The 22,384-nt window shown below is 45.5% G+C and carries 25 protein-coding genes and 1 pseudogene; 15 read left to right on the top strand and 11 right to left on the bottom strand.

What is annotated here, in order from left to right:
- From BIZ37_RS13490 to BIZ37_RS13525, 8 genes and pseudogenes are all read left to right on the top strand, one after another.
- Positions 1-265, top strand: a pseudogene (locus tag BIZ37_RS13490) (3D-(3,5/4)-trihydroxycyclohexane-1,2-dione acylhydrolase (decyclizing)); the annotation flags it as partial.
- A 156-nt stretch (positions 266-421) separates the two neighbouring features.
- Complete coding sequence (locus BIZ37_RS13495) at positions 422-1,597, top strand: Gfo/Idh/MocA family protein (protein WP_187461947.1); 1,176 nt, start codon at positions 422-424, stop codon at positions 1,595-1,597.
- An 18-nt stretch (positions 1,598-1,615) separates the two neighbouring features.
- Positions 1,616-2,611, top strand: coding sequence for a 5-dehydro-2-deoxygluconokinase (iolC, locus tag BIZ37_RS13500; protein WP_187461948.1), 996 nt, complete (start codon positions 1,616-1,618; stop codon positions 2,609-2,611).
- Positions 2,612-2,795: 184 nt separating this feature from the next.
- Positions 2,796-3,665 (top strand): 5-deoxy-glucuronate isomerase, encoded by an 870-nt coding sequence (locus BIZ37_RS13505; protein ID WP_187461949.1) that lies wholly within the window; start codon positions 2,796-2,798, stop codon positions 3,663-3,665.
- 11 nt (positions 3,666-3,676) lie between these two features.
- Positions 3,677-4,504, top strand: a complete 828-nt coding sequence (locus tag BIZ37_RS13510) for a class II fructose-bisphosphate aldolase (protein WP_187461950.1) — start codon at positions 3,677-3,679, stop codon at positions 4,502-4,504.
- Positions 4,505-4,580: 76 nt separating this feature from the next.
- Positions 4,581-5,423 carry a MurR/RpiR family transcriptional regulator gene (locus BIZ37_RS13515; protein WP_107296850.1) on the top strand — a complete coding sequence of 281 codons (843 nt, stop codon included), beginning with the start codon at positions 4,581-4,583 and terminating at the stop codon, positions 5,421-5,423.
- A gap of 251 nt (positions 5,424-5,674) precedes the next feature.
- Positions 5,675-6,502, top strand: a complete 828-nt coding sequence (locus BIZ37_RS13520) for a sugar phosphate isomerase/epimerase (RefSeq protein ID WP_187461951.1) — start codon at positions 5,675-5,677, stop codon at positions 6,500-6,502.
- Between the two features lie 93 nt (positions 6,503-6,595).
- Positions 6,596-7,486, top strand: a complete 891-nt coding sequence (locus tag BIZ37_RS13525; protein ID WP_187461952.1) for a DMT family transporter — start codon at positions 6,596-6,598, stop codon at positions 7,484-7,486.
- Positions 7,487-7,576: 90 nt separating this feature from the next.
- On the opposite strand, the gene BIZ37_RS13530 is transcribed toward BIZ37_RS13525, so the two are convergent.
- On the bottom strand, positions 7,577-8,386 hold the full coding sequence (locus BIZ37_RS13530) for an IclR family transcriptional regulator (protein WP_107296847.1): 810 nt from the start codon (positions 8,384-8,386) through the stop codon (positions 7,577-7,579).
- Positions 8,387-8,551: 165 nt separating this feature from the next.
- On the opposite strand from BIZ37_RS13530, the gene pta reads away from it, so the two are divergent.
- The gene (gene pta, locus BIZ37_RS13535) at positions 8,552-9,556 is read left to right on the top strand and encodes a phosphate acetyltransferase (protein WP_187461953.1); all 1,005 of its coding nucleotides are present in this window, start codon (positions 8,552-8,554) and stop codon (positions 9,554-9,556) included.
- A 31-nt stretch (positions 9,557-9,587) separates the two neighbouring features.
- Positions 9,588-10,343: a sulfite exporter TauE/SafE family protein gene (locus BIZ37_RS13540; protein ID WP_370577358.1), complete on the top strand. Its 756-nt coding sequence runs from the start codon at positions 9,588-9,590 to the stop codon at positions 10,341-10,343.
- A gap of 29 nt (positions 10,344-10,372) precedes the next feature.
- Here the strand turns inward: BIZ37_RS13540 and BIZ37_RS13545 are convergent, their stop codons facing one another.
- The 5 genes from BIZ37_RS13545 to BIZ37_RS13565 form a co-directional block, all read right to left on the bottom strand.
- The gene (locus BIZ37_RS13545; RefSeq protein WP_187461955.1) at positions 10,373-11,053 is read right to left on the bottom strand and encodes a ribosome recycling factor family protein; all 681 of its coding nucleotides are present in this window, start codon (positions 11,051-11,053) and stop codon (positions 10,373-10,375) included.
- 83 nt (positions 11,054-11,136) lie between these two features.
- Entirely contained in the window at positions 11,137-11,511 is a 375-nt protein-coding gene (locus tag BIZ37_RS13550; RefSeq protein ID WP_187461956.1) for a hypothetical protein, read from the bottom strand.
- Between the two features lie 210 nt (positions 11,512-11,721).
- A complete protein-coding gene (locus BIZ37_RS13555; protein ID WP_187461957.1) occupies positions 11,722-12,198 on the bottom strand; it encodes a GNAT family N-acetyltransferase in 477 nt (158 codons plus the stop codon).
- A 123-nt stretch (positions 12,199-12,321) separates the two neighbouring features.
- On the bottom strand, positions 12,322-12,723 hold the full coding sequence (locus BIZ37_RS13560; RefSeq protein WP_370577359.1) for a GNAT family N-acetyltransferase: 402 nt from the start codon (positions 12,721-12,723) through the stop codon (positions 12,322-12,324).
- 183 nt (positions 12,724-12,906) lie between these two features.
- Positions 12,907-13,401 (bottom strand): YcxB family protein, encoded by a 495-nt coding sequence (locus tag BIZ37_RS13565; protein ID WP_187461959.1) that lies wholly within the window; start codon positions 13,399-13,401, stop codon positions 12,907-12,909.
- 377 nt (positions 13,402-13,778) lie between these two features.
- Here BIZ37_RS13565 and BIZ37_RS13570 point away from each other — a divergent pair, with 377 nt between their 5' ends.
- From BIZ37_RS13570 to BIZ37_RS13580, 3 genes are all read left to right on the top strand, one after another.
- On the top strand, positions 13,779-14,519 hold the full coding sequence (locus tag BIZ37_RS13570; RefSeq protein ID WP_187461960.1) for a heme-binding protein: 741 nt from the start codon (positions 13,779-13,781) through the stop codon (positions 14,517-14,519).
- A gap of 233 nt (positions 14,520-14,752) precedes the next feature.
- Positions 14,753-15,835 (top strand): major royal jelly family protein, encoded by a 1,083-nt coding sequence (locus tag BIZ37_RS13575; RefSeq protein ID WP_255526750.1) that lies wholly within the window; start codon positions 14,753-14,755, stop codon positions 15,833-15,835.
- A 28-nt stretch (positions 15,836-15,863) separates the two neighbouring features.
- Entirely contained in the window at positions 15,864-16,643 is a 780-nt protein-coding gene (locus BIZ37_RS13580; protein WP_187461961.1) for a glycine betaine ABC transporter substrate-binding protein, read from the top strand.
- Positions 16,644-16,818: 175 nt separating this feature from the next.
- Here BIZ37_RS13580 and BIZ37_RS13585 read toward each other — a convergent pair whose 3' ends face one another.
- The gene (locus BIZ37_RS13585; protein ID WP_187461962.1) at positions 16,819-17,214 is read right to left on the bottom strand and encodes a DUF4440 domain-containing protein; all 396 of its coding nucleotides are present in this window, start codon (positions 17,212-17,214) and stop codon (positions 16,819-16,821) included.
- 90 nt (positions 17,215-17,304) lie between these two features.
- Positions 17,305-17,718, bottom strand: coding sequence for a DUF4440 domain-containing protein (locus BIZ37_RS13590; RefSeq protein ID WP_187461963.1), 414 nt, complete (start codon positions 17,716-17,718; stop codon positions 17,305-17,307).
- A gap of 252 nt (positions 17,719-17,970) precedes the next feature.
- On the opposite strand from BIZ37_RS13590, the gene BIZ37_RS13595 reads away from it, so the two are divergent.
- On the top strand, positions 17,971-18,924 hold the full coding sequence (locus tag BIZ37_RS13595) for a LysR family transcriptional regulator (RefSeq protein ID WP_187461964.1): 954 nt from the start codon (positions 17,971-17,973) through the stop codon (positions 18,922-18,924).
- 98 nt (positions 18,925-19,022) lie between these two features.
- Here BIZ37_RS13595 and BIZ37_RS13600 read toward each other — a convergent pair whose 3' ends face one another.
- Both BIZ37_RS13600 and BIZ37_RS13605 read right to left on the bottom strand, forming a co-directional pair.
- Positions 19,023-19,625, bottom strand: coding sequence for an NAD(P)H-dependent oxidoreductase (locus BIZ37_RS13600; RefSeq protein ID WP_187461965.1), 603 nt, complete (start codon positions 19,623-19,625; stop codon positions 19,023-19,025).
- 30 nt (positions 19,626-19,655) lie between these two features.
- Positions 19,656-20,549, bottom strand: a complete 894-nt coding sequence (locus BIZ37_RS13605; RefSeq protein WP_187461966.1) for a haloalkane dehalogenase — start codon at positions 20,547-20,549, stop codon at positions 19,656-19,658.
- 144 nt (positions 20,550-20,693) lie between these two features.
- Here BIZ37_RS13605 and BIZ37_RS13610 point away from each other — a divergent pair, with 144 nt between their 5' ends.
- On the top strand, positions 20,694-21,260 hold the full coding sequence (locus BIZ37_RS13610) for a TetR/AcrR family transcriptional regulator (protein WP_187461967.1): 567 nt from the start codon (positions 20,694-20,696) through the stop codon (positions 21,258-21,260).
- A 44-nt stretch (positions 21,261-21,304) separates the two neighbouring features.
- On the opposite strand, the gene BIZ37_RS13615 is transcribed toward BIZ37_RS13610, so the two are convergent.
- Positions 21,305-22,216: an AraC family transcriptional regulator gene (locus tag BIZ37_RS13615; protein ID WP_187461968.1), complete on the bottom strand. Its 912-nt coding sequence runs from the start codon at positions 22,214-22,216 to the stop codon at positions 21,305-21,307.
- Between the last annotated feature and the right edge of the window lie 168 nt (positions 22,217-22,384).

Genomic DNA, 22,384 nt, shown 5'->3' on the forward strand with positions numbered 1-22,384 from the left:
TTTTGCCAAGCACGCAGAAGCACAAGGTGCGATTTCCGAGAAGCTGACGTCTGTCGACGAGTTTGATGCAGCATTCGCCCGTGCCAAAGAAGCTGACCGCACTTACGTGATTGTGGTGGATATTGACCCAGTATCACCAGCGGCATGGTCTAAGTGTGACTGCTGGTGGGAAGTAGGGCTACCTGAAGTGACTCGCAACGAGCACACCGCGAAGAAAGTCGCGGATTGGGAAGAAGGCCGAGCCACCCAGCGCCGTGGTGTATAGAGAATTTATTAACCAAGAGGTTCTTTTAACCGAGAGCCTCTGAGAATAAAAACTTTGTATTAAAGAACTCAGTAAACAAGAACAAACTATTTCCAATATCTGAAACGCAGGTCTCTCTCAACAAGTAGTAAGGGATACCTGACAAGGAGTGAAGCCATGTTTAATGAAGAATGTCATTTTGATCAACCTATCCGTTGGGCAATGGTGGGCGGCGGTCGTGGTAGCCAGATTGGTTACTCTCACCGTAACGCTGCGCAGCGTGATGGTTTGTTCAAGTTGGTAGCCGGTGCTTTCGACCTTGATCCACAGCGCTGCCGTGACTTCGGTGAAAACCTCGGCCTTGATGGCGACCGTTGTTACGCCAACTACAAAGAGATGTTCGAGCAAGAAGCCCAGCGTGAAGACGGCATCCAAGCTGTTTCTATTGCAACGCCAAACTCGACGCATTACGAAATCTGCAAGGCAGCACTTGAATCAAACCTACACGTGGTGTGTGAAAAGCCAATTACCTTCACCACCGAAGAAGCAGAAGAGCTGAAGGAAATTGCGGCGAAGAACAACCGTGTTATCGGCGTGATGTACGGCTACAGCGGTTTCCCAATGGTCCAGCAGGCACGTGAAATGGTTAAACGTGGTGACCTGGGTGAAATTCGCATTATCAACATGCAGTTCGCGCATGGCTTCCACAACGAAGAATATGAGCTTAACGATCCAGGCCTTAAGTGGCGTGTAAGCCCTGAAGTCTCTGGCCCAACTTACGTGCTAGGTGATATCGGTACCCATGCATTCTACCTATGTGAAGTGATGACTGGCCTAGAAGTTGATCGCTTATCTTGTATGCGCCAGAGCTTCATCAAGTCTCGTACGCCGCTAGAAGATAACGCCCACGTGATGATGGAGTTCAAAGGCGGTGCCGTCGGTACGCTTTGGGCATCAGCTGTAAATGCGGGTTCTATGCACCAGCAGAAGATCCGTATCGTAGGCTCTAAGGCATCTATCGAATGGTGGGACGAGCAGCCTAACCAACTACGCTACGAAATTCAGGGTGAGCCACCCCGCATTCTTGACCGTGGCATGGGCTACCTATACCAAGATGCTGAAGGTGTTGCCGCTAACCGTGTTGGTGGTGGTCACGCAGAAGGCTATTTCGAGTCTTGGGCAAACCTTTACCACCGCTTTGCTTTGGCATTTGATGCGGCAGACCGTGATGATCAGGAAACTCTGGCTGGTATCTGGTTCCCAGGTATTGATGCCGGTATCGAAGGTGTTCGCCTATGCGAGAAATGTGTTGAGTCGGCTGACCAGAACGCAGCTTGGGTTGAATATAAGTAATTAGTAAAAGGACGGACAATGACAAAGATTGCACTTCAGCAAGACCGCAAGCTGGATGCCATCGTGTTGGGACGTGCGGGCGTAGATCTTTACGCCCGTGAACCAAACACGGATATGGCGGATATTTCTGGCTTTAACAAGTTTGTCGGAGGCTCTGCAGCCAATATTGCAGTGGCAATCAACAAACTAGGCAGCAAAGTAGGATTCATTGGCTGTGTCGCTGATGATGCATTCGGTGGCTATGTTAAGCAATACATGTCGGGTCAGGGTATCAATCTTGACGGCATGATGACTGACAGTTCGGGGTCGCGCACCTCTGTCGCGTTCACCGAGATGAAGCCAAGTGATTGTACGGTTTTGATTTACCGTAACAACGCTTCTGACTTGACCATCAAGCCAGAGCAGGTAGACCCAGAGTATATCGCCAGTGCCAAAGTGTTGGTCGTTACCGGCACGGCACTGTCTGAAAGCCCAAGCCGGGAAGCGACATTGATTGCGATGGAGCATGCTCGCCGCAGCAACACGCTCGTGGTCTTGGATGTTGATTACCGCCCATATTCATGGCGTACCGATGTCGATGCATCAATCTATTACGGCATTGCAGCTGGTTTGTCCGATATCGTTATCGGCAACCGCGAAGAGTTCGACATGATGGAAACTGTACTGGCACTAGGCAACAAGGATGACGATGCAACGGCAGAGCGCTTCCTCCGTGCCAATACCCAAGTTGTGGTGATTAAAGCCGGTGAGTTTGGTTCGAAAGTCTACTGCCGCGACGGTCACAAGTTCCAGCAGGGCATCTTCCGCGTTGATGTTCAGAAGCCATTTGGCTCGGGCGATTCGTTTGCAGGTGGCCTGATTTGGACACTAGTTAACGGTGGAGAACTGGAAGACGGCGTGAAACATGGCTCTGCAGCTGCCGCAATTAATGTCAGCGGCAATAGCTGTACTGAAGCAATGCCAACTAAAGAACAATTATTCGATTTTATTGAGACCAGAGAACAAAGCCTTTGATAAACCACCTCCGGACGAAGTGATTAAAGGAAATTAGGTCTCTGCCGGGCCGGTATTTTTACTGGGCACGCTTAGGAAGGGTACAAACCATCGAGGCCCGGCCATTTTATTCAAACAAATTAGACTGATACACGCTGCGCTGGTTGATATCCGTTTTAAAGCAGGGCAGTGAGGAGAGAGAAACATGGGCAAGCATATCCAACCATTTGATAACAAGAACCAACCAATCATCGACGTTAACGATGAAGTAACGCCATTGTGCTACTTCAACCAAGTTCGTTTGGCTCAGGGTGAGCAGCACCAGCACGTTGTTGAAGGCTATGAGTCTGTCATCGTTCTAGCTGGCGGGACCTGTTCAATCACTGTGACCAACGGCGAAAAGACCGAAGTATTTGATAACATCGGTAAGCGTAAATCAGTATGGGATGGTAACCCAGAAGCGGTTTATGTCCCGCTGGGCTATAGCGTCACCATTGACTGTGTTAGCGATACTGCTGATGTCATGATTGCCGGCGGTAAGTTTGAGCAGTCACTGGAACCTTTCTGTGTCCGTGAAGAGAATGTCGATATTGTTCAATATGGTTCTGACGACACTAAAACTCACCGTAAAATCAAGCACGTACTAGGGCAGTCAAACGCAGACAACCGTGGCCGCTTGTTGGTGAGTGAGCTGTTTACTGTCGGTGCCGGTGGTTGGTCGGGATTCCCTCCTCACAAACATGATGAAGACCGTGTTAAGCCTGACGGTAGCAAAGAGACACTATACGAAGAAGTATACCAGTTCCGCTTTAACCCTGATTTTGGCTTCGGTGCCCAGTTCCTGTATGAGCACGAGGATGATTTCGGTCCGGTTTACCATGTGCGTACCGGTTCTGTGATTGCCATCGACAAAGGCTATCACCCAAGCGTGGCGGCTCCTGGCTACGAAATGTACTACTTCACTATCATCGTGGGTAAAACCGAGAAGTCGCTGATCCAGCACTTTGACCCGCACCATGAGTACCAGGTTGAGACGATCCCTGGTATCAAGGACATGATCGCCAAATTCAAATAAGGAGGGGCAGTATGCTCGTAAGCTTGAAAGAATTATTGCCCCAGGCAGCTGAATCTGACTACGCGGTGCCTTGCTTTAACGTATTTGGCTATGAGGATGCTTATGCTGTGGTAGAAGCCGCTGAAGCGGTGGGTAAACCGGTTATCCTTGCCTGCAACAAAGATGTTGCTGATTTCTATGGGGTAGAAACTGCTGCGGCTATGTTGCTGCCGCTTGCTCACAATAGTTCAGTACCTGTTTGCCTGCACCTAGATCATACCTATGAGGAAGATGTGGTGTATCGTGCGCTGAAAGCCGGATTTAGCTCAGTCATGTTCGATGGCTCGCAATTACCGCTTGATGAGAACATCGCCCGTACGCGCGCAGTGGCAGATGTGGCGCATGCACTGGGTGCATCGGTAGAAGGTGAAATTGGCTCAGTTCCTTACGAGGAAGGTCGTGATCATATCAAGTCGATTTATACCGAGCCGGAAGATGCGTTGCGATTTGCCAAAGAAAGTGGTGCTGATTGTGTCGCCATTTCCGTCGGAAACGTTCACCGATTGACCGAGCCTACATGTACTATTGATTTCGGTCGTTTAGATCGTATTGCGAATATGGTAGATATTCCTTTGGTTATTCATGGTACTAGTGGGATCCGTGATGAAGATATGCAAGAACTTAAACGTACGCGTGTATCTAAATTCAATATCGGGACATGCCTGCGCCAAGCATTAGGTCATAATTTGCGCGATTTTATGAATGCGGAGCCACAAAAGTTTGATCGTATCTACTTTATGAGAAAGGCAATGCCTTTTGTGAAAGAAGAAGCGATTCGCAACTTTGAATTATTATCATAAACTATAGCCTCAAGTGCTAAGCACTTGAGGTATTCTTATTTTGTAGTATTGCTTTCGGGCAGGAGAGCGGCCAATTATGGATGTTGAAGAACAAGTACCAGCTGACTTAGATACGCTGCGTGAGCTTATTGTTAAGCGATACGACAGCCTAAGTGGACGGCTACAACAGGTTGCTGACTTTGTGATGGCGCAACCAATGTTGGTGGCGGTCGAAACAATGGCGACTATTGCTGAGCAGGCCAATGTTCCTTTGTCTACACTGAGCCGGTTTTCGAATGCGATGGGCTATTCTGGTTTTAGCTCAATGCAGTCGCTATTCCGTGACCAGTATCTAAATCGTCCCCGTGACTATATCGAGCGTGTTCGCAAAGCGCGTGAAACTGATGAAGTGAGCCAAGACTCACCGATGGCTATTTTCCAAGATTTTGGCCAGGCCAATATCGAAGCCATGGAACAGTTGCAAATGTCTGTTTCACCGCAGAAACTTGAAAGGGCGGTGAGTTTACTCGATGAGGCTGAGACCATTTATATTCAGGGCATGCGCCGTGCTTACCCTGTTGCTTTCTATCTCTGGTACGCCTTGATGAAGTCAGACAACAACGTAGTTTTGCTTGATGATCATGGCGGTATGTTGTCGCCAATGACGCGTCGTATGAATGAAAAAGACGTGCTGGTCACTGTGACCTATAGCCCTTATGCGCCGGAGACCAGTAGCTTGATTGATGCGGCGTTTGAAAAGAAGGTTCCTATTGTCGCCATTACCGATAATCAGATGACCTCACAGGGCAGCAAAATGGAAGTGTGTTTCGAGGTGCTCGAAGGTGAGATTATGGGCTTCCGTTCATTGAGTAGTTCACTCTATTTGGCCCAAACCTTGGCTGTTAGCTTAATGTGCCAGGAAGTGAAGCAAGAACCATAAAATAACTCTCTCTGCTTTAACTCTATATTTCCTGTAATTTGAGTAACCAAGTTAGAAAATAACTTGGTTACCTATATCTGAGTGTCTTTGCATTGGCATTGAATAAAAAGGACGCTTAGGTATAAGTAAATAATCAATTTACTCGTAACACAGATAAATATACTCAGCTACATCTCTCATTAGGGTAGGTGCTTTCGACGTGGCGCCTAGGAACTTTACTATACGGCATTTGTTGTCGATAAGGATTCAAAATGCGTTTTGCTCTTCATGGAATGTGTTCGCTTCATAGTAATATTCTTTCTGATATTCGTTTGGCAAAAGAAACGGGCTATCAGGGTTTAGAGATTCATACCGAAAAACTTTGGCGATATATTAACGCCGGCTTTACCAGTGAAGAATTTAAGGCGCGACTTGACGCAGCTAATATTACACCGTCAGCGATTGATATTATTGGCGGGGTAGAAGCGGCAACGAAAGAAGAGCAACAGCGTGTATTCAAAGAAGCAGAAATTTTATGTCGCTTTGCCAAAGATATCGGTGCGCCAACTATCCAGCTCAATGCTTTTGAAAGCCTTAATGCTTTTAGCACCGAAGAAAACATTCAGCTAACGGCTAAGAATATTCGTTCGATTGCCGATATTGGTCGCGAGCATGGTATTCGCTTCCAGTACGAAGGGGCTGCCTGGACACCAATTGCAACGCTGGAAGACTACTATCGATTGCTCGATGCGGTAGGGCGTGATAATTTTGGTTTTGTGTTAGATACATGGCACCTGTGGGCATGTCGCGGTGCTACCCTAGAGCAGATCTCGCAAGTTGATAAATCACTGATTTACAATGTTCACCTTTCGGATGGTAAACGTCCGGCTGAAGGCCAACCATGGGTTGATGAAAGGGAAATGCGTGGCTTCTACATCGGCGAGGGTGATATCCCGATGCAAGAGTGGGTAGACGCCTTGCTACAGACAGGGTATGACGGTTTCTTCTCTGGCGAGTTCCTCAATGATCAATTGTGGGAACACGACCATTATGAAGTGGCAGAAAAAATGCTGAATGGGATGAAAGCATTAGTAAAATAGCCGACAAGGAGTTGCGGCTAATATTTGGAATAATACGTTGAATGTAATTTGTTGTTATTTTCTGTGCGCGACTGATATCGAGGGTGTTTTGTAATGAACCTTGAGCGTCGTGCAGATTTAATACTGGTCGCAACAACAATCTTGGCAGCTGCCGGGTGGATCTTCTCCAAAGAAGCTATTCAGGGGCTGCCAGCTTTTGGTTTTATCGGTCTGCGTTTTGTGTTGGCTTCTTTATGCCTACTGGTGTTTTGCTTTCGCGATATCAAAAAAGTAGAAAAAGCACTGATCCCTAAAGCATTAGGGGTCGGTTGTATCCTAGGTACGGCTCTTTTGCTTTGGATCCATGCCATAGCGGTTAGCGATACTCTGGGTGAAGGCGCATTTATCATGAGCCTATCCATGTTATTTGTCCCTTTGATTGCATGGCCTATGTTCAAGGCTAAACCGCCGAGGACTTTTTGGTTGGCTTTGCCTATCGCTTTCGCCGGCCTAATGATGCTATCGCTTGGTGGTGGTAATGGCTGGCAAATGTCAGCAAGCCAGTTATGGTTCATGGCTTCTGCGGTGATGTTGGCGGTGCATTTTAATTTCAACAGCCAGTACGCACGGAAGTTCCCGACGCTACTATTGACATGTCTTCAGCTATTTAGCATTGGCTGTATGGGGCTAATTGCCTCATTGATGTTTGAAACATGGCCTGAATCAGTCAGTATGACCACATGGGGTTGGTTCGCGTTGAGTATGCTGGTTGCTACCAGTTTGCGTTATGTGATGCAGACGATGGGTCAGAAACACAGTACTGCGTCCAATGCAGCTATCATTATGATCCTAGAGCCTGTTTGGACAGTTATTCTAAGCGTAATTTGGTATGCCGAAGAAATGCCAGCCAATAAGTTAGCTGGGTGTTTGATGATTCTGTTGGCCTTGTTTACCTATCGTGGTCTCGGTCATGTTATTGGCTTTATCACCAAAAAAGTGGCTTAACTATCATTCGAACCAGCCAATGAATAGCCCCCATTGAAATGAAACAGGCTTGCGTTATGCAAGCCTGTTTTTTAGTTAAATCATGAGCTGTTACATTGCCTCGGCCCAACTTTCAGCTTCAATTTTTGCCAGTGCAGCAGCAGCGCGTTGAAGGGCAGGAAGGAAGTGCAGAGCCTGCTCAGGTTTCAGGCGCATTATTGGCGCTTGAATAGCGATCCCCAAGTTTGAGCGTCCCCGCTCTGATGGCACCAGTACCGCAACACAAAATAGCCCAGGAAGAAACTCTTCATTGTCGATGGCGTAACCATTGGCTTTAACCAAATCCAATTCATCATCCAATTTGTCAAAGTCGATTATCGTCTTCTCGGTATACTGGGTGAGCGGAACATTCTTCAGTAAACGACGGCGCTGGGAAGGACTCATATTGGCTAGAAATAGTTTGCCTGTTGCCGAGCAGTGTACCGGGACGCGGGAACCAGGGTGTAGGTAGAATCGCAGCGGGGCTTCTGTTTCAACACGGTCGACATAGATAATTTCGCCCCCCGATAATGCTGTTAGGTTACAGCTTTCACCGACTTCTTCTTTTAATTGTGTCAAAACCGCATGGCGGGCACTGTGGGTGGTGCTGTTGAGCAACAGCTTTTCAGCAAGATTGCGAAGCCTGACCCCTGAGCTGTAGTGGCGGTCGTCGCCGTCACGTTGAATGATCCCCGCAGTTTCAAGCTGTTGTAGCATTCGGTGAAGGGTAGGTTTGGGTAGGCCAGTTTCTTCTACCAGGCTTTGCAGTGAGAAAAATTCGTCCTTTCCGGCAATCACTTCCAACAGGGAAAAAAGGCGTAGGGTTGGGGTGTCGCCCTCTATACGTGTTTGTTCCATAGGCTCTTTCACGATAGCAGTCATTGTTATATCCATTTAGTACCTTTCTACATAATACTATCAATTTTTCCAATTATTTGAATTTACGTTGACGATATAAGAGATGATGGTTAAAATTTACTCAAATATCAATTTTTGGAATAATTTGTCTCATTATTTGTTGTTTTTGAGGCCAGTGAAGGCAAACTCATGAAAGCAATCCACCGAATAATTGAACAGGCCCAAAAGCAGCCTAAACGTATCGTATTGTGCGAAGCAGAAGATGCCCGCGTGTTGGCTGCAGCGCAAATGACCTACCAGCAAGGTATTGCTGACATTATCTTGGTTGGTAGCCAGGGAAAGATTCAGACTGTTGCCAGAGATGAAGGGATAGATGTCGATGGTATGGAAATTATCGATCCTGAGCTGTCGGATTTATCCCACTCATTTGCTATTTCCCTCTACGAGATGCGTGCCAAGAAAGGCATGTCACAACAGCAGGCTAAACAAGAAGTACAAAAGCCACTGTGTTTTGCCAACCTGATGGTCAAGCATGGTTTGGCTGATGGCTCCGTTGCCGGTGCGGTTCATACGACAGGAGATGTTGTGCGAAACGCAATTCAACTGATTGGGATGGCTAAGGGCTCAAAATTAGTCTCGAGTTTCTTTCTCATGATGCTGTGTCAGCCATTTCATCATCTAAAAGGCGGAATGATATTTTCTGATTGTGGATTGGTGGTCGATCCAGATGAAGAGCAACTCGCAGATATTGCGCTTTCTGCTGCAGGTAGTGCACGGAGCCTACTGATGGTAGAGCCGAAAGTTGCCATGCTGTCCTTCTCTACCAATGGCAGTGCCAAGCATAGCGCAGTCGATAAGGTCATCGCTGCTTCAGAAAGGGTCAAACACCAAGCCCCTGCATTAGCCATTGATAACGATGTCCAGTTGGATGCGGCCATTGTCGCTGAAATTGCCCAGCGAAAGCTACCTGATTCAAAGGTAAAAGGGCAGTCTAATGTGTTGGTTTTCCCTAATCTGGAGGCGGGGAATATTGGCTATAAATTAGCAGAGCGGGTAGGTGGTGCCGTCGCTATTGGTCCCTTGCTACAAGGACTAGCTAAACCGGCCAATGACCTTTCCAGAGGCTGTAGTGTGGATGATATCTACCATGTGATCGCCGTTACTGTGGTCCAGGCTCAGCAGGGGCCTAAATAACATGGTTTTGGAAAGCATTAGCTTTGAGGGCATTCACCTTAAAGGAATTGCTATGCTACTCGCCATTATCATGGTCGGTACCTACTTCCAGACTGTTACTGGTTTTGGGTTGGGTATCATTGTGATCGGGGCATCAACGGCGTTTGGGCTGACCTCTGTGGCAATTATGGCTGCCGTGGTGAGCTTGGTGACGTTGGCAAATTGTGCCTTTGCCCTGCCGGGTTCGACGAAATGCATTGAATGGAAATCCGTCCGGTTGGTGGTTATCGGCGTACTGCCTGGTGTGGTTGCAGGTGTCGTACTCTTGGAATATTTAAGCCACTCGGCAGCCAGTGTTTTGCAATGCTTGGTCGGAGTGATGATTGTTTATAGTGGGCTGAATTTTATGTTAAGGCCATCTGTACGCACCGAGCGGTCCGGTGATACCAGTTTCTTTGTTAGTGGGTTTAGCTCAGGTTTGACTGGCGGGTTGTTTGGAATGGCAGGGCCGCCATTGGTCTATCAGTTCTATCGCCAGCCGTTTGATATCATAACGATCCGCAATATGTTATTGGTCGTGTTTGCCTGTACATCGGCATCACGGAGTGTGTTTGTCGGGGTACAAGGTCAGTTGAATGCAGAAATTTTGCTCCTGACAGCCGTTTCACTGCCAATAGTGACATTAACAACTTACCTCGGACGCCGGTTTCCTCCACCATTTAGCGTTGAAACGATGCGGCGGATTGTGTTCGGTTTGCTGATGGTTATTGGGAGCTACTTGATCTTATCGGCCTTACAAAGACATTAACCGATCAGGCTATGTTGATCAGACTAAAGCTAGAGTTCGAAGTAGTCATCTAACGCTTTTCTGGCCTCTGCTGTCGAGCAGTTGGTCAGAAAGCACAGCTCGGCAACGGTAATAGCTGGATTATCGATAACATAGGAAAGGAGAGTGCGTGGTTGCTCTGTTGTGCCGTAATCGAAACCTATGTCCTCGATATCATGATATTTCGCAAGGCGCTTGTGGATAGATTTTCCGATAGCAGCTAAAGGTTCGCTAGACGAGTCTTGCAAGATCGATTGCAGAGCATTTAGTTTGGCGAGCGATCCAGTGAGTTCAAGGTGCCTCTGATGAGCTTTGCGTTTCGTCTTAATACCAATTTCAGCTAGTTTCTCGAGCAAGACGCTTCGATTTGCTTTACCGAGGATAGCTGTGATGTTCTTGATTTCAAACGTAGCTGATTCACTGCCTTCACCAAGCTGTTCAAGACCGGTAAGGTAGCTTTGGTAGACTCGCTGCCACTTCAAACAGTTCTTTGAACCAACCAGCTGGCCAAAATCAGTCTTCATCATTATCAAATCGGAATACGTACCGATCAGGGCATAATTTCGGCTGCGGCGTATCCGTTTGACCACACAAGCATACGGCGCGATAACGGCATTGATTTCTGAAATACCGGCAGTTGTAATTTTATGCGCCAAGGAGGGCAAGTTGATTGAAATGCTTGGCTTCATCATGAATCGTAAGTTGTGGGATAGCGAAAGCTTGAAAAAAGAGCACCGTGTTACGCGATGCCCTTTTTAAGCTTGATATCTAACGCTTATTCAACGTTACAATCAGTACAGCTTTGTAGTGCGATTTCGTGCTCAAACACAGCTGTTTTGTTACCTTCTGCAAATAGCTCAGCGATTTCATCAGCAACTTCTTGCTCATCTTCCGCTTCAACTTGGTTTGCTAGCTCTTCTTCAGGGTAACCAAAGAAGTTAAGCAGCAAGTAATCACGAGCTTCTTCTTTGGTGCAAGTTACGTTAACTGAAAGATCAGGCTCAACTTTGCCTTGCTCGATAATCGTAGCCAATTGTGCAATAGCATCTTCTTTCATCGCTGGCGTTAACCAGCCTAGATCCGTGCTTACTTTGGTTTTTTTGCAGTTAAAACAAGGAAGTTGATGAAAGAAATATTGAAAAGTAGTCATGGGTAATTCTTCATTGAGTATCGTATAGCGAGATTATGCTGATTTTTTAGCAAAATACTATCTTAATTAGGTGTTTATTCCTGAATTGGCGGAGGAGCTTTAGAGTAGGCTACGGCTTATTTTCTCTTGCCTGCAATAGCCACGACAGCAACGGCTATCAGAATAAGGCCGGTTACGAGGTAGTCTCGCCGCTCTATCAGACGAGAGGAATCATTCTTGGAACTCATTTAAGTTCATTCTCATTTTGGCGGATATCTTTGAAAACCCCACTTTTTCATAAGCTGAGATTGCCGCTTGATTTTGCTCGCAAACATTGAGGCATAACTCTTCAACGCCATTGGATTCACTCCATGATATGAGCGCTTTTAAAATGAGGTTGTTGACACCTTTTTTCCGATACTCAGGTGCAACATACATAAAACCGAGATAGCTATACTTCGCGAATTTTTCAAAAACCTCAGAGAGTCTGATTTCAGCTGAGCTTGAAGCAATAATTAACCCATTGAGTTCAGCTACAATAATGACGGAGTTGTTATTAGATATCAGTTTCTCAAGGTCATAAAAAGAAATGTGCCCTGGCTTTAGGGTACAGTCATATAGACGTTCACTTTTAACAATCTCTTGTTCAAACTCTAATAACCTTGGAAGGTCCTCTAGTTTTGCTTTTCTGATTACAACATTGTCCATAACAAAAGACCTTTAAGGCTTGAGATACTTGAATTCATCGTACCAAGGAGTGAGTGACGAACCATTGTGTGTAGTCAATAAACTAGAAAAGTTGTATTTGCCAGTAAGGCTCTCATCATTTAATCAAATATCCTCATACCAAAATTCGTGAATTAACTCAGGTTCACGTATTGCTCCGGTCGATTCATATAGTGACAAAGCGGCTTTGTTATCGACATCAGTACCAACCCATAAACTTGAAACCCCCTGACTTTTTAATTCACTTTTCAGAAAATTAACCATGCGTGTAGCAACTCCTTTTCTTCGATAGCTAGGGCATACTTCGATTTCGTAAAAGTAAGCCATATATTCGGCACGCTCTAGCTTTGGCATTATGTAAGCACTCAGAAAGCCAATTGGCTCATCATCATGAAAGGCAAGGATCAAGACATTACTTGTACAAGAGAGGAAGCCTTTTAGGTGCTCAACGGTTGATGTGAGGGCTTCCCCCTCTTTACCCGGTAGAAGCCTCTTATCGCAGCTAATGCAAGATGTTCATCGCCGCAACCAAGTCGCCGAACTTCTATAATTTTGTTTTCCATGAAACGTCCTTAGAGCAAGCTTGCATTTTTAAGTCATGAGCGAGGTTAAATAGAGTCTGTCTTTGGCAGACTCTATAATTTTCGCTGCTTTGAAATCGGTACGAAAAGTATATTGCGCGCTATGACGTTAGTTCTTTTTTGATACTGCGTGCTGCTCTATCATGAAAGCAATCACTTCATCATTTAAGCAAGATTTACTGACATATTGGCGCTGTTTACCTATGTGAAGGATTAAACCTAGCTCACTTTGTTGAACTTGGTCTATTTTATTCCAGGCGATGTGATGCGTTTTTGTACCTCTCGTATAACTCACACCTGTAGAGTCAACCTGAAATCCCACCTTGCTACCAGCGCTTGAGCTGATTGTTTGCCGCCATAACCACCAGGTTCTCTTGAAGTAAACACTGAGTGCTTCGACAACACTCAAAACAATAAAGAACCATCCAACGTAATTGTCGGATAGTAGCTCAAATTTGACTAAAACCACCCCAAAAACAAGAAAAAGCAATGCTTTTAAATAGGATTTTGGAAATTCAGTAGGACGGCTAGTTTGATCATAACATTCGGCAAAGAAGGGCTTGTCGAGGGTGTATTCTGTAGTGAATTCAAAATCTTTAGACATATCTGACTACTTTGAGGTTTTCTGTTAATGAGTAACCAATGCAGCGAGGTCGCAACCCGAGCATTGTCTTGCAACTTAAGTATTGTAAAGCCTCTCAGTGCTTTTCTTTAGCTGTTTTGATCCTCTTTTGTAAATCAATACTACCGACAGGGACATTGTATTAGTAGAGATCTAGGCTGCCTCTCTCGGTATGCAAGTACATTTTAAGCAACTTCGCGACTCTTTTTTATTTGAGAGTTTTTCAAATTGAATTTGATAATCATAGCGGATGCTCAACTACGCTTTAGTTTGTTTAGTGATTTATTCGTTGCTTTGGATAGAAGTTCTTAGCAGATATAAATGGATAACAATCACGTAATAAACAGGAGATAAGTCAGATGCTTAAAAGAACATCATTGATGATTCTAACCTTTAGTTTTTCTATGTCCGCACAAGCTAGTTTGTGCGAGGTGTTGCCAAGCCATGAAGACCTTTCCAAAGCACTGAAAAGTTCTGTCGCTACAACCAGTGACGAGAAAAATGGTGGCCTTGAACTCAATATGTGGGGAACGGTTATTGCCCGAGATGGTACAGTTTGCGCGGTAGCAAAGACGGGAGAACATTTTGGCGATCAATGGCCCGGAAGTCGCGTTATCTCCGCCCAAAAAGCGAATACTGCAAATTCTTTCAGTTTACCTAACCTTGCACTATCCACTGCAAACTTGTGGGCCCCAACACAACCTGGCGGAAGTTTATTTGGACTGCAGTTCAGTAACCCAGTAGATATTAACGTTGCTTATAAAGGCAATGCCGACGACTATGGCAAGGATAACGATCCTATGACAGGTAGCCGTATTGGTGGGGTAAATGTCTTCGGTGGTGGGCTTGCCCTTTATGATAAAAACAAACAGATCATCGGCGCTATCGGTGTCAGTGGAGATACTTCATGTGCAGACCATAACATTGCTTGGAAAACACGTCATGCACTCAAACTAGACTATGTTCCTGCAGGTGTATCAGATACTAACGACGATAATATTATTTATGTCGAAGGACATGGCTTCGCTCATGTGTCATGTGGTAACGGTGAACCAGAAATAGCGGCAACTCTGCCGAAAAAATATCCTGTTTCAAAATAGAAAATAATATATATCAAATCTATTTGGGTGAATTAATGCACGGAGTGGGTTAATTCACTTATCCAATATCAAATTAAATTTGAGAATAAATCAATCATTACCATGTTTATCAATAGATACCTCGAGCCTATGATAAATCACCACGAGAGAGCAGGGGCTAAACCCTTTCTAAAATCGATAAACTCATGAATTTTAGGGCCTTTGGATAGACAAAGACCTAGGAGTACTGTGCCATGAAGATGAGCATAACATTATTAGCACTAGCCACCGCAACGGTAATTAATACAGCACAAGCTGCGGATATTGAAGTTGTTGCCAAACTTGAAGGAACACGACCGGGCAATATTACAGTGACCGAACAAGGGCGCACTTTTCTCTCGATGCAACCTCTTGATGCCCCTGAATTACGTGTTGTTGAGCTACTTAAAGACGGCACCACAAAAGCATTCCCTAACCAAGATTGGGCTGATGGCCCAGAAAAAGGTGATGTGGGTTTTTCTTCTGTGATTGGTATCGATAGTACGCCAGACGGTGTGGTATGGATCCTAGATATGGGCAGTGAAAATGCACCTGCACAAATTGTAGCGTGGGACAGTGTTAATAATCGTTTGTTTAAACAAATTGAGATAAGCAAAGAGGTGATGGTTGCTAACTCTTTCATGCAAGACTTTGCCTTAGATACCAAGCGAAATCTAATGTACATAGCTGATACCAGCCTAGGTAACCTTTTCGGCGAGCCAGCTCCAGCTTTTGTGGTGGTTGATCTTGAAACAGGAAAATCACGCTGTGTGCTGGAATCACATCCAGCCTTGCTATCACCTCTGCATGACCTTGAGATTGACGGTTCATTGATGGCCGCTAAACGTGAAGATGGCAGCGTAGATGCGTTGTATCTGGGCTTAAACCCGATAACCATCGATAAACAATTCGAGTGGGTTTACTTTGGAACAGTTAATGGCAGTGCCATTTATCGTATTCCTGCCAGCGCGTTAGCCAACAACAAGTTATCTGAGCAATCCCTTGCCGAAGAGATTGAGTTTTATAGTGAAAAGCGCCCAAGTGATGGCATGATCATTAGCGATACTGGCGTTATCTATGTTGGTGATGTGGAGAAAAACGCTATTGGTATGGTCCGTGACGGCCAATATCAGATTTTTGCGCAGGATGATAAGCGTTTGTCATGGGCTGATGGCTTCTCTATCCAAAATGGGTATCTGTATGTTACGCAAAACTCACTCCACCTCAATCCTGCATTAAATGAAGGCGAGGAAGGTGCCACCAAGCCTTATCACGTTTTACGCATCAAGCTTGATTAACGCTTTTAACATTATGGTTGTAGATATTATGAAAAACACAATTGCTATCGGCGTTACCGATCTCTCATTCCATCATGTTACTGCCTCATTGGTAACCCATGTGCTGACGGATATGGGCTTTGAGGTCACACGCCATTATGCACCACATCAAGATAACTTTGCCCAACTAAAATCAGGCTCCGTTGATATGCTGTCATCGGCGTGGTTGCCATCCAGTCATGGGATCTACAAAGAGGATGTTGAGACGGTTCAACCCTTGTTGGAGCTTGGTCTTCACTATGAACCTTATGCTCTGTGGGGGGTACCAGATTATGTACCTGAGCAAGCCGTTTCGCAGGTGAGTGATTTACTTAAGCCTGATGTCATCGCCAAAATGGGCCATGATATCCAAGGCATTAATCCCGGCGCTGGCATTAGCCGTTTTTCGAAGGAAATGATGGAGGCATATGGCTTATCCAATGCGGGATATCGTTTTCATACTGGAAGCGAAGAGGATTGTTTTGGAACTTATGAGCGCGCTGTGGCAGAACAAAAATGGGTAGTTGTTCCGCTCTGGAAGCCTCAATTCTTACATTACAAATACGTAATTCGTGAGATTAAGGAGCCAAAAGGCTTGCTCGGTATTGTTGATCGCGCCGTGTTATTACTGCGTGAAGATCGCGCGCATTTATTTACCCGTGAGCAATTAGAAAAACTCGATAACCTACGTTTTTCCAATGAAATTATCGCAGCACTTGATTATCAAGTATGCAGAGAAGGTAAGGCACTTGATGGAGTGACCCGAGCTTGGTTGGATGCACAGGCATAAATCACCTTTATATTTACACCGTTCACAAGAATGTTTTTTCAGTGAATTTTATTACTGGCTTTGAAATGCTCTTTTAAGGCCAAGGCGCGCTCTATTGAGCGCGCATGTGTCTTTAATGAAAGCTATCTTAAGTGATTTTTGAGACTGTGAGAGTCGATGACACAAGTCCTTTTTGTTAAGCATCGTCAAAGTTGTTGGCTTCAACCACACAGCGCCATTTTCCATTGCCATTTATATCTTTCCAGACCGAGACAAACTTACCCAGCCTGGTCTTTTGTCCAACTTGCTCTAGTTTTGTGACACCAATGACATAGGCCATTTCACCAGACTCGCTGATATCAATATCGGTAGGCTCAAAGCTAAAGGTGATACCTTCTACTGCAGAAATTTCACGCATCCACTTGGAGTAGCCAAGACCGTCCATCTTCGGCATTCCGGGGGTAAGCTGAATCGTATCGGGAGTAATTACCTCATTATCCAGAAAGTCCAGATTACCTTTTTGCCACTGTTCGTTGGCAGCAACTTCTAGCCTGAAAATCTCATCATGTATTTTCTGTTGTACTTCATTCATTGTTTTTACCTCAGATTTTAAAATAAGTTTGTTACTGGCTGTATAAGCCGTTCTAGAAATTCAAAGTTGGTCTGTTTTTTTGGTTATTGTTTACTGGTTAGCGTTACGGATCTCTGCAGCGACCTTCCACTGCCCGTCTTCTTTTACCCACACCGAGACATATTTTCCGTATTCCTTGTTGCCAGCTGAATCGGTAATGGTGATCACCCCGTGAACCCAGCCCATGTCATCGCAGGCACTGACTTTTGCGGATACGGGTTCCCAAAAAAAGTGCTTCATTTTTTGTGGGTCTGAAGTTTCTGTCTCTGGTTGTTTCTGGCCTTGTTGTTTAAGGGCTGCGTCAAACACTTCGATGGCGAGTTTAGTTTCGCTACCAGGCGAGAACATCAGTGCTTCTTTAGCATGGAGATCTTTCATCCAACGCAGATCCCTTGCCATGGTGCGGCGATATGCTTCACGCTCAAGTTCCATCAAAATCTGCTCACTGTTAATCAGGTTTTTCATGGCAATTGCCTCTGTGTGATGTCTTTCAATGAGGTCAATTATGGTTGTGGATAGTCATGAGCAACAGTCCCCAAAGTGGCATCTGATTAATGCCAAATTGGCATCAATAAGTGGTGGAGTAGATTTTGATTTTGAACTATGCAGCTATGAACGCAGGTTTTACAGTGTTAGTTGAAGGTGTGGATATTCGACTTGTGCTAAAGTGGCATCTAATTCTTATTGATAGGTATGCTGTTGGCTAAGGGGTAGCGGATGGATCTGACCAGCCGGTTATTATTATTGCTTGATGTGGTGGAGCGGGGTTCTTATGCCAAGGCCGCAGAGTTGCGAGAAATTGACCGTTCAGTGGTTTCGAAACAGATTGCAAAACTGGAGCAGGAATTGGGAGTACGGCTACTCAACCGTACTACCCGTAGCTTTGCCTTGACTGAGGCTGGTACTGAAGTCGTGAATCGGGCGCAACTGTTGAGGGAGACATTGACTGAAACGGTTGAGGCGGCAAAGCGTTTCCATTTGCGGCCAAAAGGCGTGCTTAAGGTTGCTACCATGTCGGCAATGGCTCGGCATATCTTAAACCCAGTGATATTGTCGTTTCAGCAAAAGTACCCTGAGATCCTCATTGAGTTGCGTGCCGACAACCGCATGGTTGATATAGTGGGAGAGGGCTTTGATATTGCTTTTCGGGCAGGCGAATTACAGGACTCAACCTTGATCGCGCGCTCTATTGCACGTACCCGACAATTGTTGGTGGCCGCGCCTAGTTTCCTTACTCGCTATGGAACACCAAAATCATTAGAAGAACTAAGCCTATTACCTGCTGGAGGCTATGTGGTGGACAGTTATCGGGAGACGCATCTGAAGTACCACGATACCTCAAACGAAATCCAGCAGTTACCAATGAACATCACATACTACACCAGTGATATCGAGCTTTTGCTGCAGCATGCCATCGATGGCCGGGGATATGCTTTGGTTCCTGCTTTTTTGCTCCGAGATGAAATCACAAGCGGCCGCTTAATGCCGATTATGACCCAACTTTCGCTACCTGATTTTCATGATATTTCAGCCGTCTACCCACATCGGGATCTTCCTCAACGAACTCGGCTATTCCTCGATGAAGTCATCAAGCATATTGGCAACGAGGGTCCACCGGTCTGGGAGCGAAATATACCAGGTTTTGACAAGATGTATGGTCACAAGCATTAACCGTTCGTTTCGCTTAGGTGGGTAAAGCATATTTGTAAGAAAGATATAGAGAAAGCCGAGTTAGAAGTGGGAGCTAACTCGGCTGTGGGCAAACAGACTTAAGCTATGCCAAGATCTTCATAAACGGTTTCGAGATCAGAACTCATGCTGTCATAAAGATACTGTCTTGGGTTTGAGCGTTTGGGATCATCTATTTTCGCGACTAGTTGGCGACCAAATTCCTCAATGGTTACTTGCTCCGCCGCATCTGCATTGAACATATACTCCGGCTGAAGGTAATTCATCTGAGTGAGGTTGGCTGTTAATTGAAATGGTCGCAGCAAATCCGGCACCGTGGTAAAAATATCAAACCCTGAATAGAACTTCTCCCGTCCACCAACAGAGACGACAACCTGCATATCTTTACCTTTCAATTTTTCTCCGTCTGGGCCATATGCGAAGTTGTAGGTCAGTACATCATCCAACCATTTCTTCAACAATGGTGGCATGGAATACCAGTAGAAAGGAAATTGAAGAATGATACGATCATGCTCTGCTAGCAGCGCTTGTTCTTTTTCGACATCGATTTGAAAGTCCGGATACTCACTATAAAGATCCCGGCTGGTGGTGATTTTGCCTGACTCTTCAAGTTGAGTTTTCCACGTATTGTTATTTCGTGAGCCTTGAAGGTTAGGGTGAAAAACAAGGTTTAGAATTTTCATATTATCCATCCAATAATGCTTGGCTTGTGGTTAAAGGCTAAAGTGTTTGAGCGCCGCTTCTGCGACTTCTTTACCAAATTCTTGGACGAAATGACCGGCTTCTGGGACTTGCATTGGCTCAGGGCAGCCTTTGATAAGCTGTTGCATGTGATCCATTACAACGGGGCCAAGCATTTTGTCTTTCATGCCTACCGCCATGAAGGTGTCGCCTTGCCATTGGGTACTCCAAAATGGCACAGCGGCAGAAGATATCTCAATGCAAGCTTGTTCTGGGTTAGCAACCATCTTTGGCATTTTCCGCACTGCCGCTTTGTAGCTTTCATCTGGGAAAGGGGCTGCATAGGCGTAGGCTTCTTCATCATCGAGAGTCGGTGCATACTTTTTCATGAAAGTGTCGAGAGCCAACTCTTCTGGATCGACAATGTCACTTTTCCACTCAAGAAAAGCCGGTTGTGTAACGGGTTCCATTAGCAGGCCGGTGTTCATGATGATTAAGCGCTTGAATCGCTCTGGCATTGCTTGGGGTAAAGTCAGGCCAAGTAGTCCGCCCCAATCTTGAACAACTAGCGTAATGTTATTCAAGTTCAGGTGCTCAATTAACTGGAGCAGGTAGTTACGATGAAACTCGAAGGTGTGGGTTTGTTCGGAAACGGGCTTGTCTGATTTGCCAAAACCAATGAGGTCAGGCGCAATAACACGGGCCCCGGTCTCAGCAAAGACAGGGATCATCTTACGATATAGGTAGCTCCAAGTCGGCTCACCATGAAGCAACAAGAAGACCTCGTCAGAACCAGCATCTCCTTCATCCAAATAGTGGCCCCGAATGCCCTCGTATCCTTTTAGTTCAGATACATAGTTTGGGCCGAATGGGTAATCCTTCAAGTTTTCGAATCTAGTCTCTGGTGTGCGTAGTACCTGGGTCATCTTTTCTTCTCCGCCTGTAAGGGATGTTTTTAGGTCGCTTGACCTAGTATTTGCAAATTTAGGTCGTGCGACCTAAAATGTCAACGTGGTTTTTTGAGTGATTTGCTCAAACAAGTTTAAATTGCTGTTTTGATGGCGGAATTAATGAGTAAAAAAAAAGCAAAGACGGAAAAAATTCTCGATGTCTCTATTGAGCTTTTAAAAAGTGAAGGTGATTTCGGGATATCAATGCGAAAGGTCGCCACACTTGCAGATATGTCGCTGAGCAATGTGCAGTACTACTTCAAAAATAAAGATGCTTTGCTCATTGCGATGGCCGATCGTTACTTCCAGCAATGCCTTGACGAAATTAGTAGCCAGTCAGAACTTGCCGAGCAACAAGATCTCAAGCCATTAGTTCATGCATTTCTTGCCCATGGCCTTGAGATTTCGGATATGTGCCGGATTTTTAGAGAATATTGGGCACTATCAACAAGAAATGAGGCGATCGAAGACTATCTATCGAAGTATTACCAGACCTTGGCAGGCATTCTTTCCGATAAGCTTAAGCACTTAGCCGTTGACGAGAGTTCCCTGGGCAAAGCCGTCTCGATATTTATCCCATATGTCGAGGGCTATTCAATTACTGCCAAGTCGCTACCACAAGACTTTGAGGTGATGAGCGCAGTTTTGAGTGATGTTATCTGGAAATGCTTACGGCGGGAGATGTAACACCTGCTGTATAAGTGAGCATAGGATCTTGATGGTTTAACTGCTTACTCTGTCGAAAACATATCGATTTCAGCATATCCGCTTTTCGATGCTTGGGTTGGGGTAACGTGGAAATGAACCTTAAAATCACGATGGAACTGCGACAGGTTCCTATATCCAACCTCATCAGCTGCCACTGTCACTTGCTTTCCTTCATGGACGATCAGACTTCGCGCCTTACTCAAGCGGATCTGTTTGATAAATTGAATGGGGGAGGTGCCCATTAAGGTGCGAAATTCTCGGTGAAAATGACTCGAACTCATGTTCGATAAGTTGGCCAGGTGGTCGACAGTGATTCGCTCAGAATAGGACTGTTTAATATAATCGACGACTGTGGCTATCTTGTTCTTCGGGGTATCTTGGCTCATTGCATCAAACAAGGCCCGGCCATGTTCACTTTGTAACACACGGTAAATCACCTCTTTCATCAAGGATTCGCCAATGATCTTGCTATCGACAGGTGATACAAGCGCTTTCGCCAGCCTCAACACTGCCCCCTTTAAATCATCATTGATAAGAACAGGCTCAACCCCGCGAGTGGTGACGTTTGGTAATGCGGCATCACCGCCCATTTCCATCACCATCTCTTTCACAACAGAGGCATTTGACTGAAGAAAGATGCCGTACACCGGGTTCTCTTTGCTGGCAATAGTTTTGCAAATCAGCGGCGTCGATACTGTCACCAGCAGGAAATTCTTCGGGTCATAATTGAATTGCTGGTTGCCAAAAATGCCCTGCTTACTGCCGTTTAGAATAAAACCAATCCCAGATGGATAAACCATGGCGCTAAAGTCCACGGACTTTTCACTCCAGAAAAAATTTACGCCTTCAACATATGAGCGAATCACACCTTGTTGGTCGGTAAGACCATACTCCTGCTTGAAAAGCGCTAATAATTCGTGGTTTTGATTATCCATACCATGCCCCCCATGCCCCAATGTGTCGTAAAAGTGTCGTAAAACTTGAGCATATACCGCCAGAGGCAATACACAACGTCTCGACCAACCAGATGATAGGAATGTACACTGATTGAGCAGCATTGTAGTTAACGCTGGTATCTAGAGTGGCCTATATTGATAAGCAGT

The sequence above is a fragment of the Photobacterium sp. BZF1 genome, from assembly GCF_014349205.1.
Taxonomy (GTDB): Bacteria; Pseudomonadota; Gammaproteobacteria; order Enterobacterales; family Vibrionaceae; genus Photobacterium.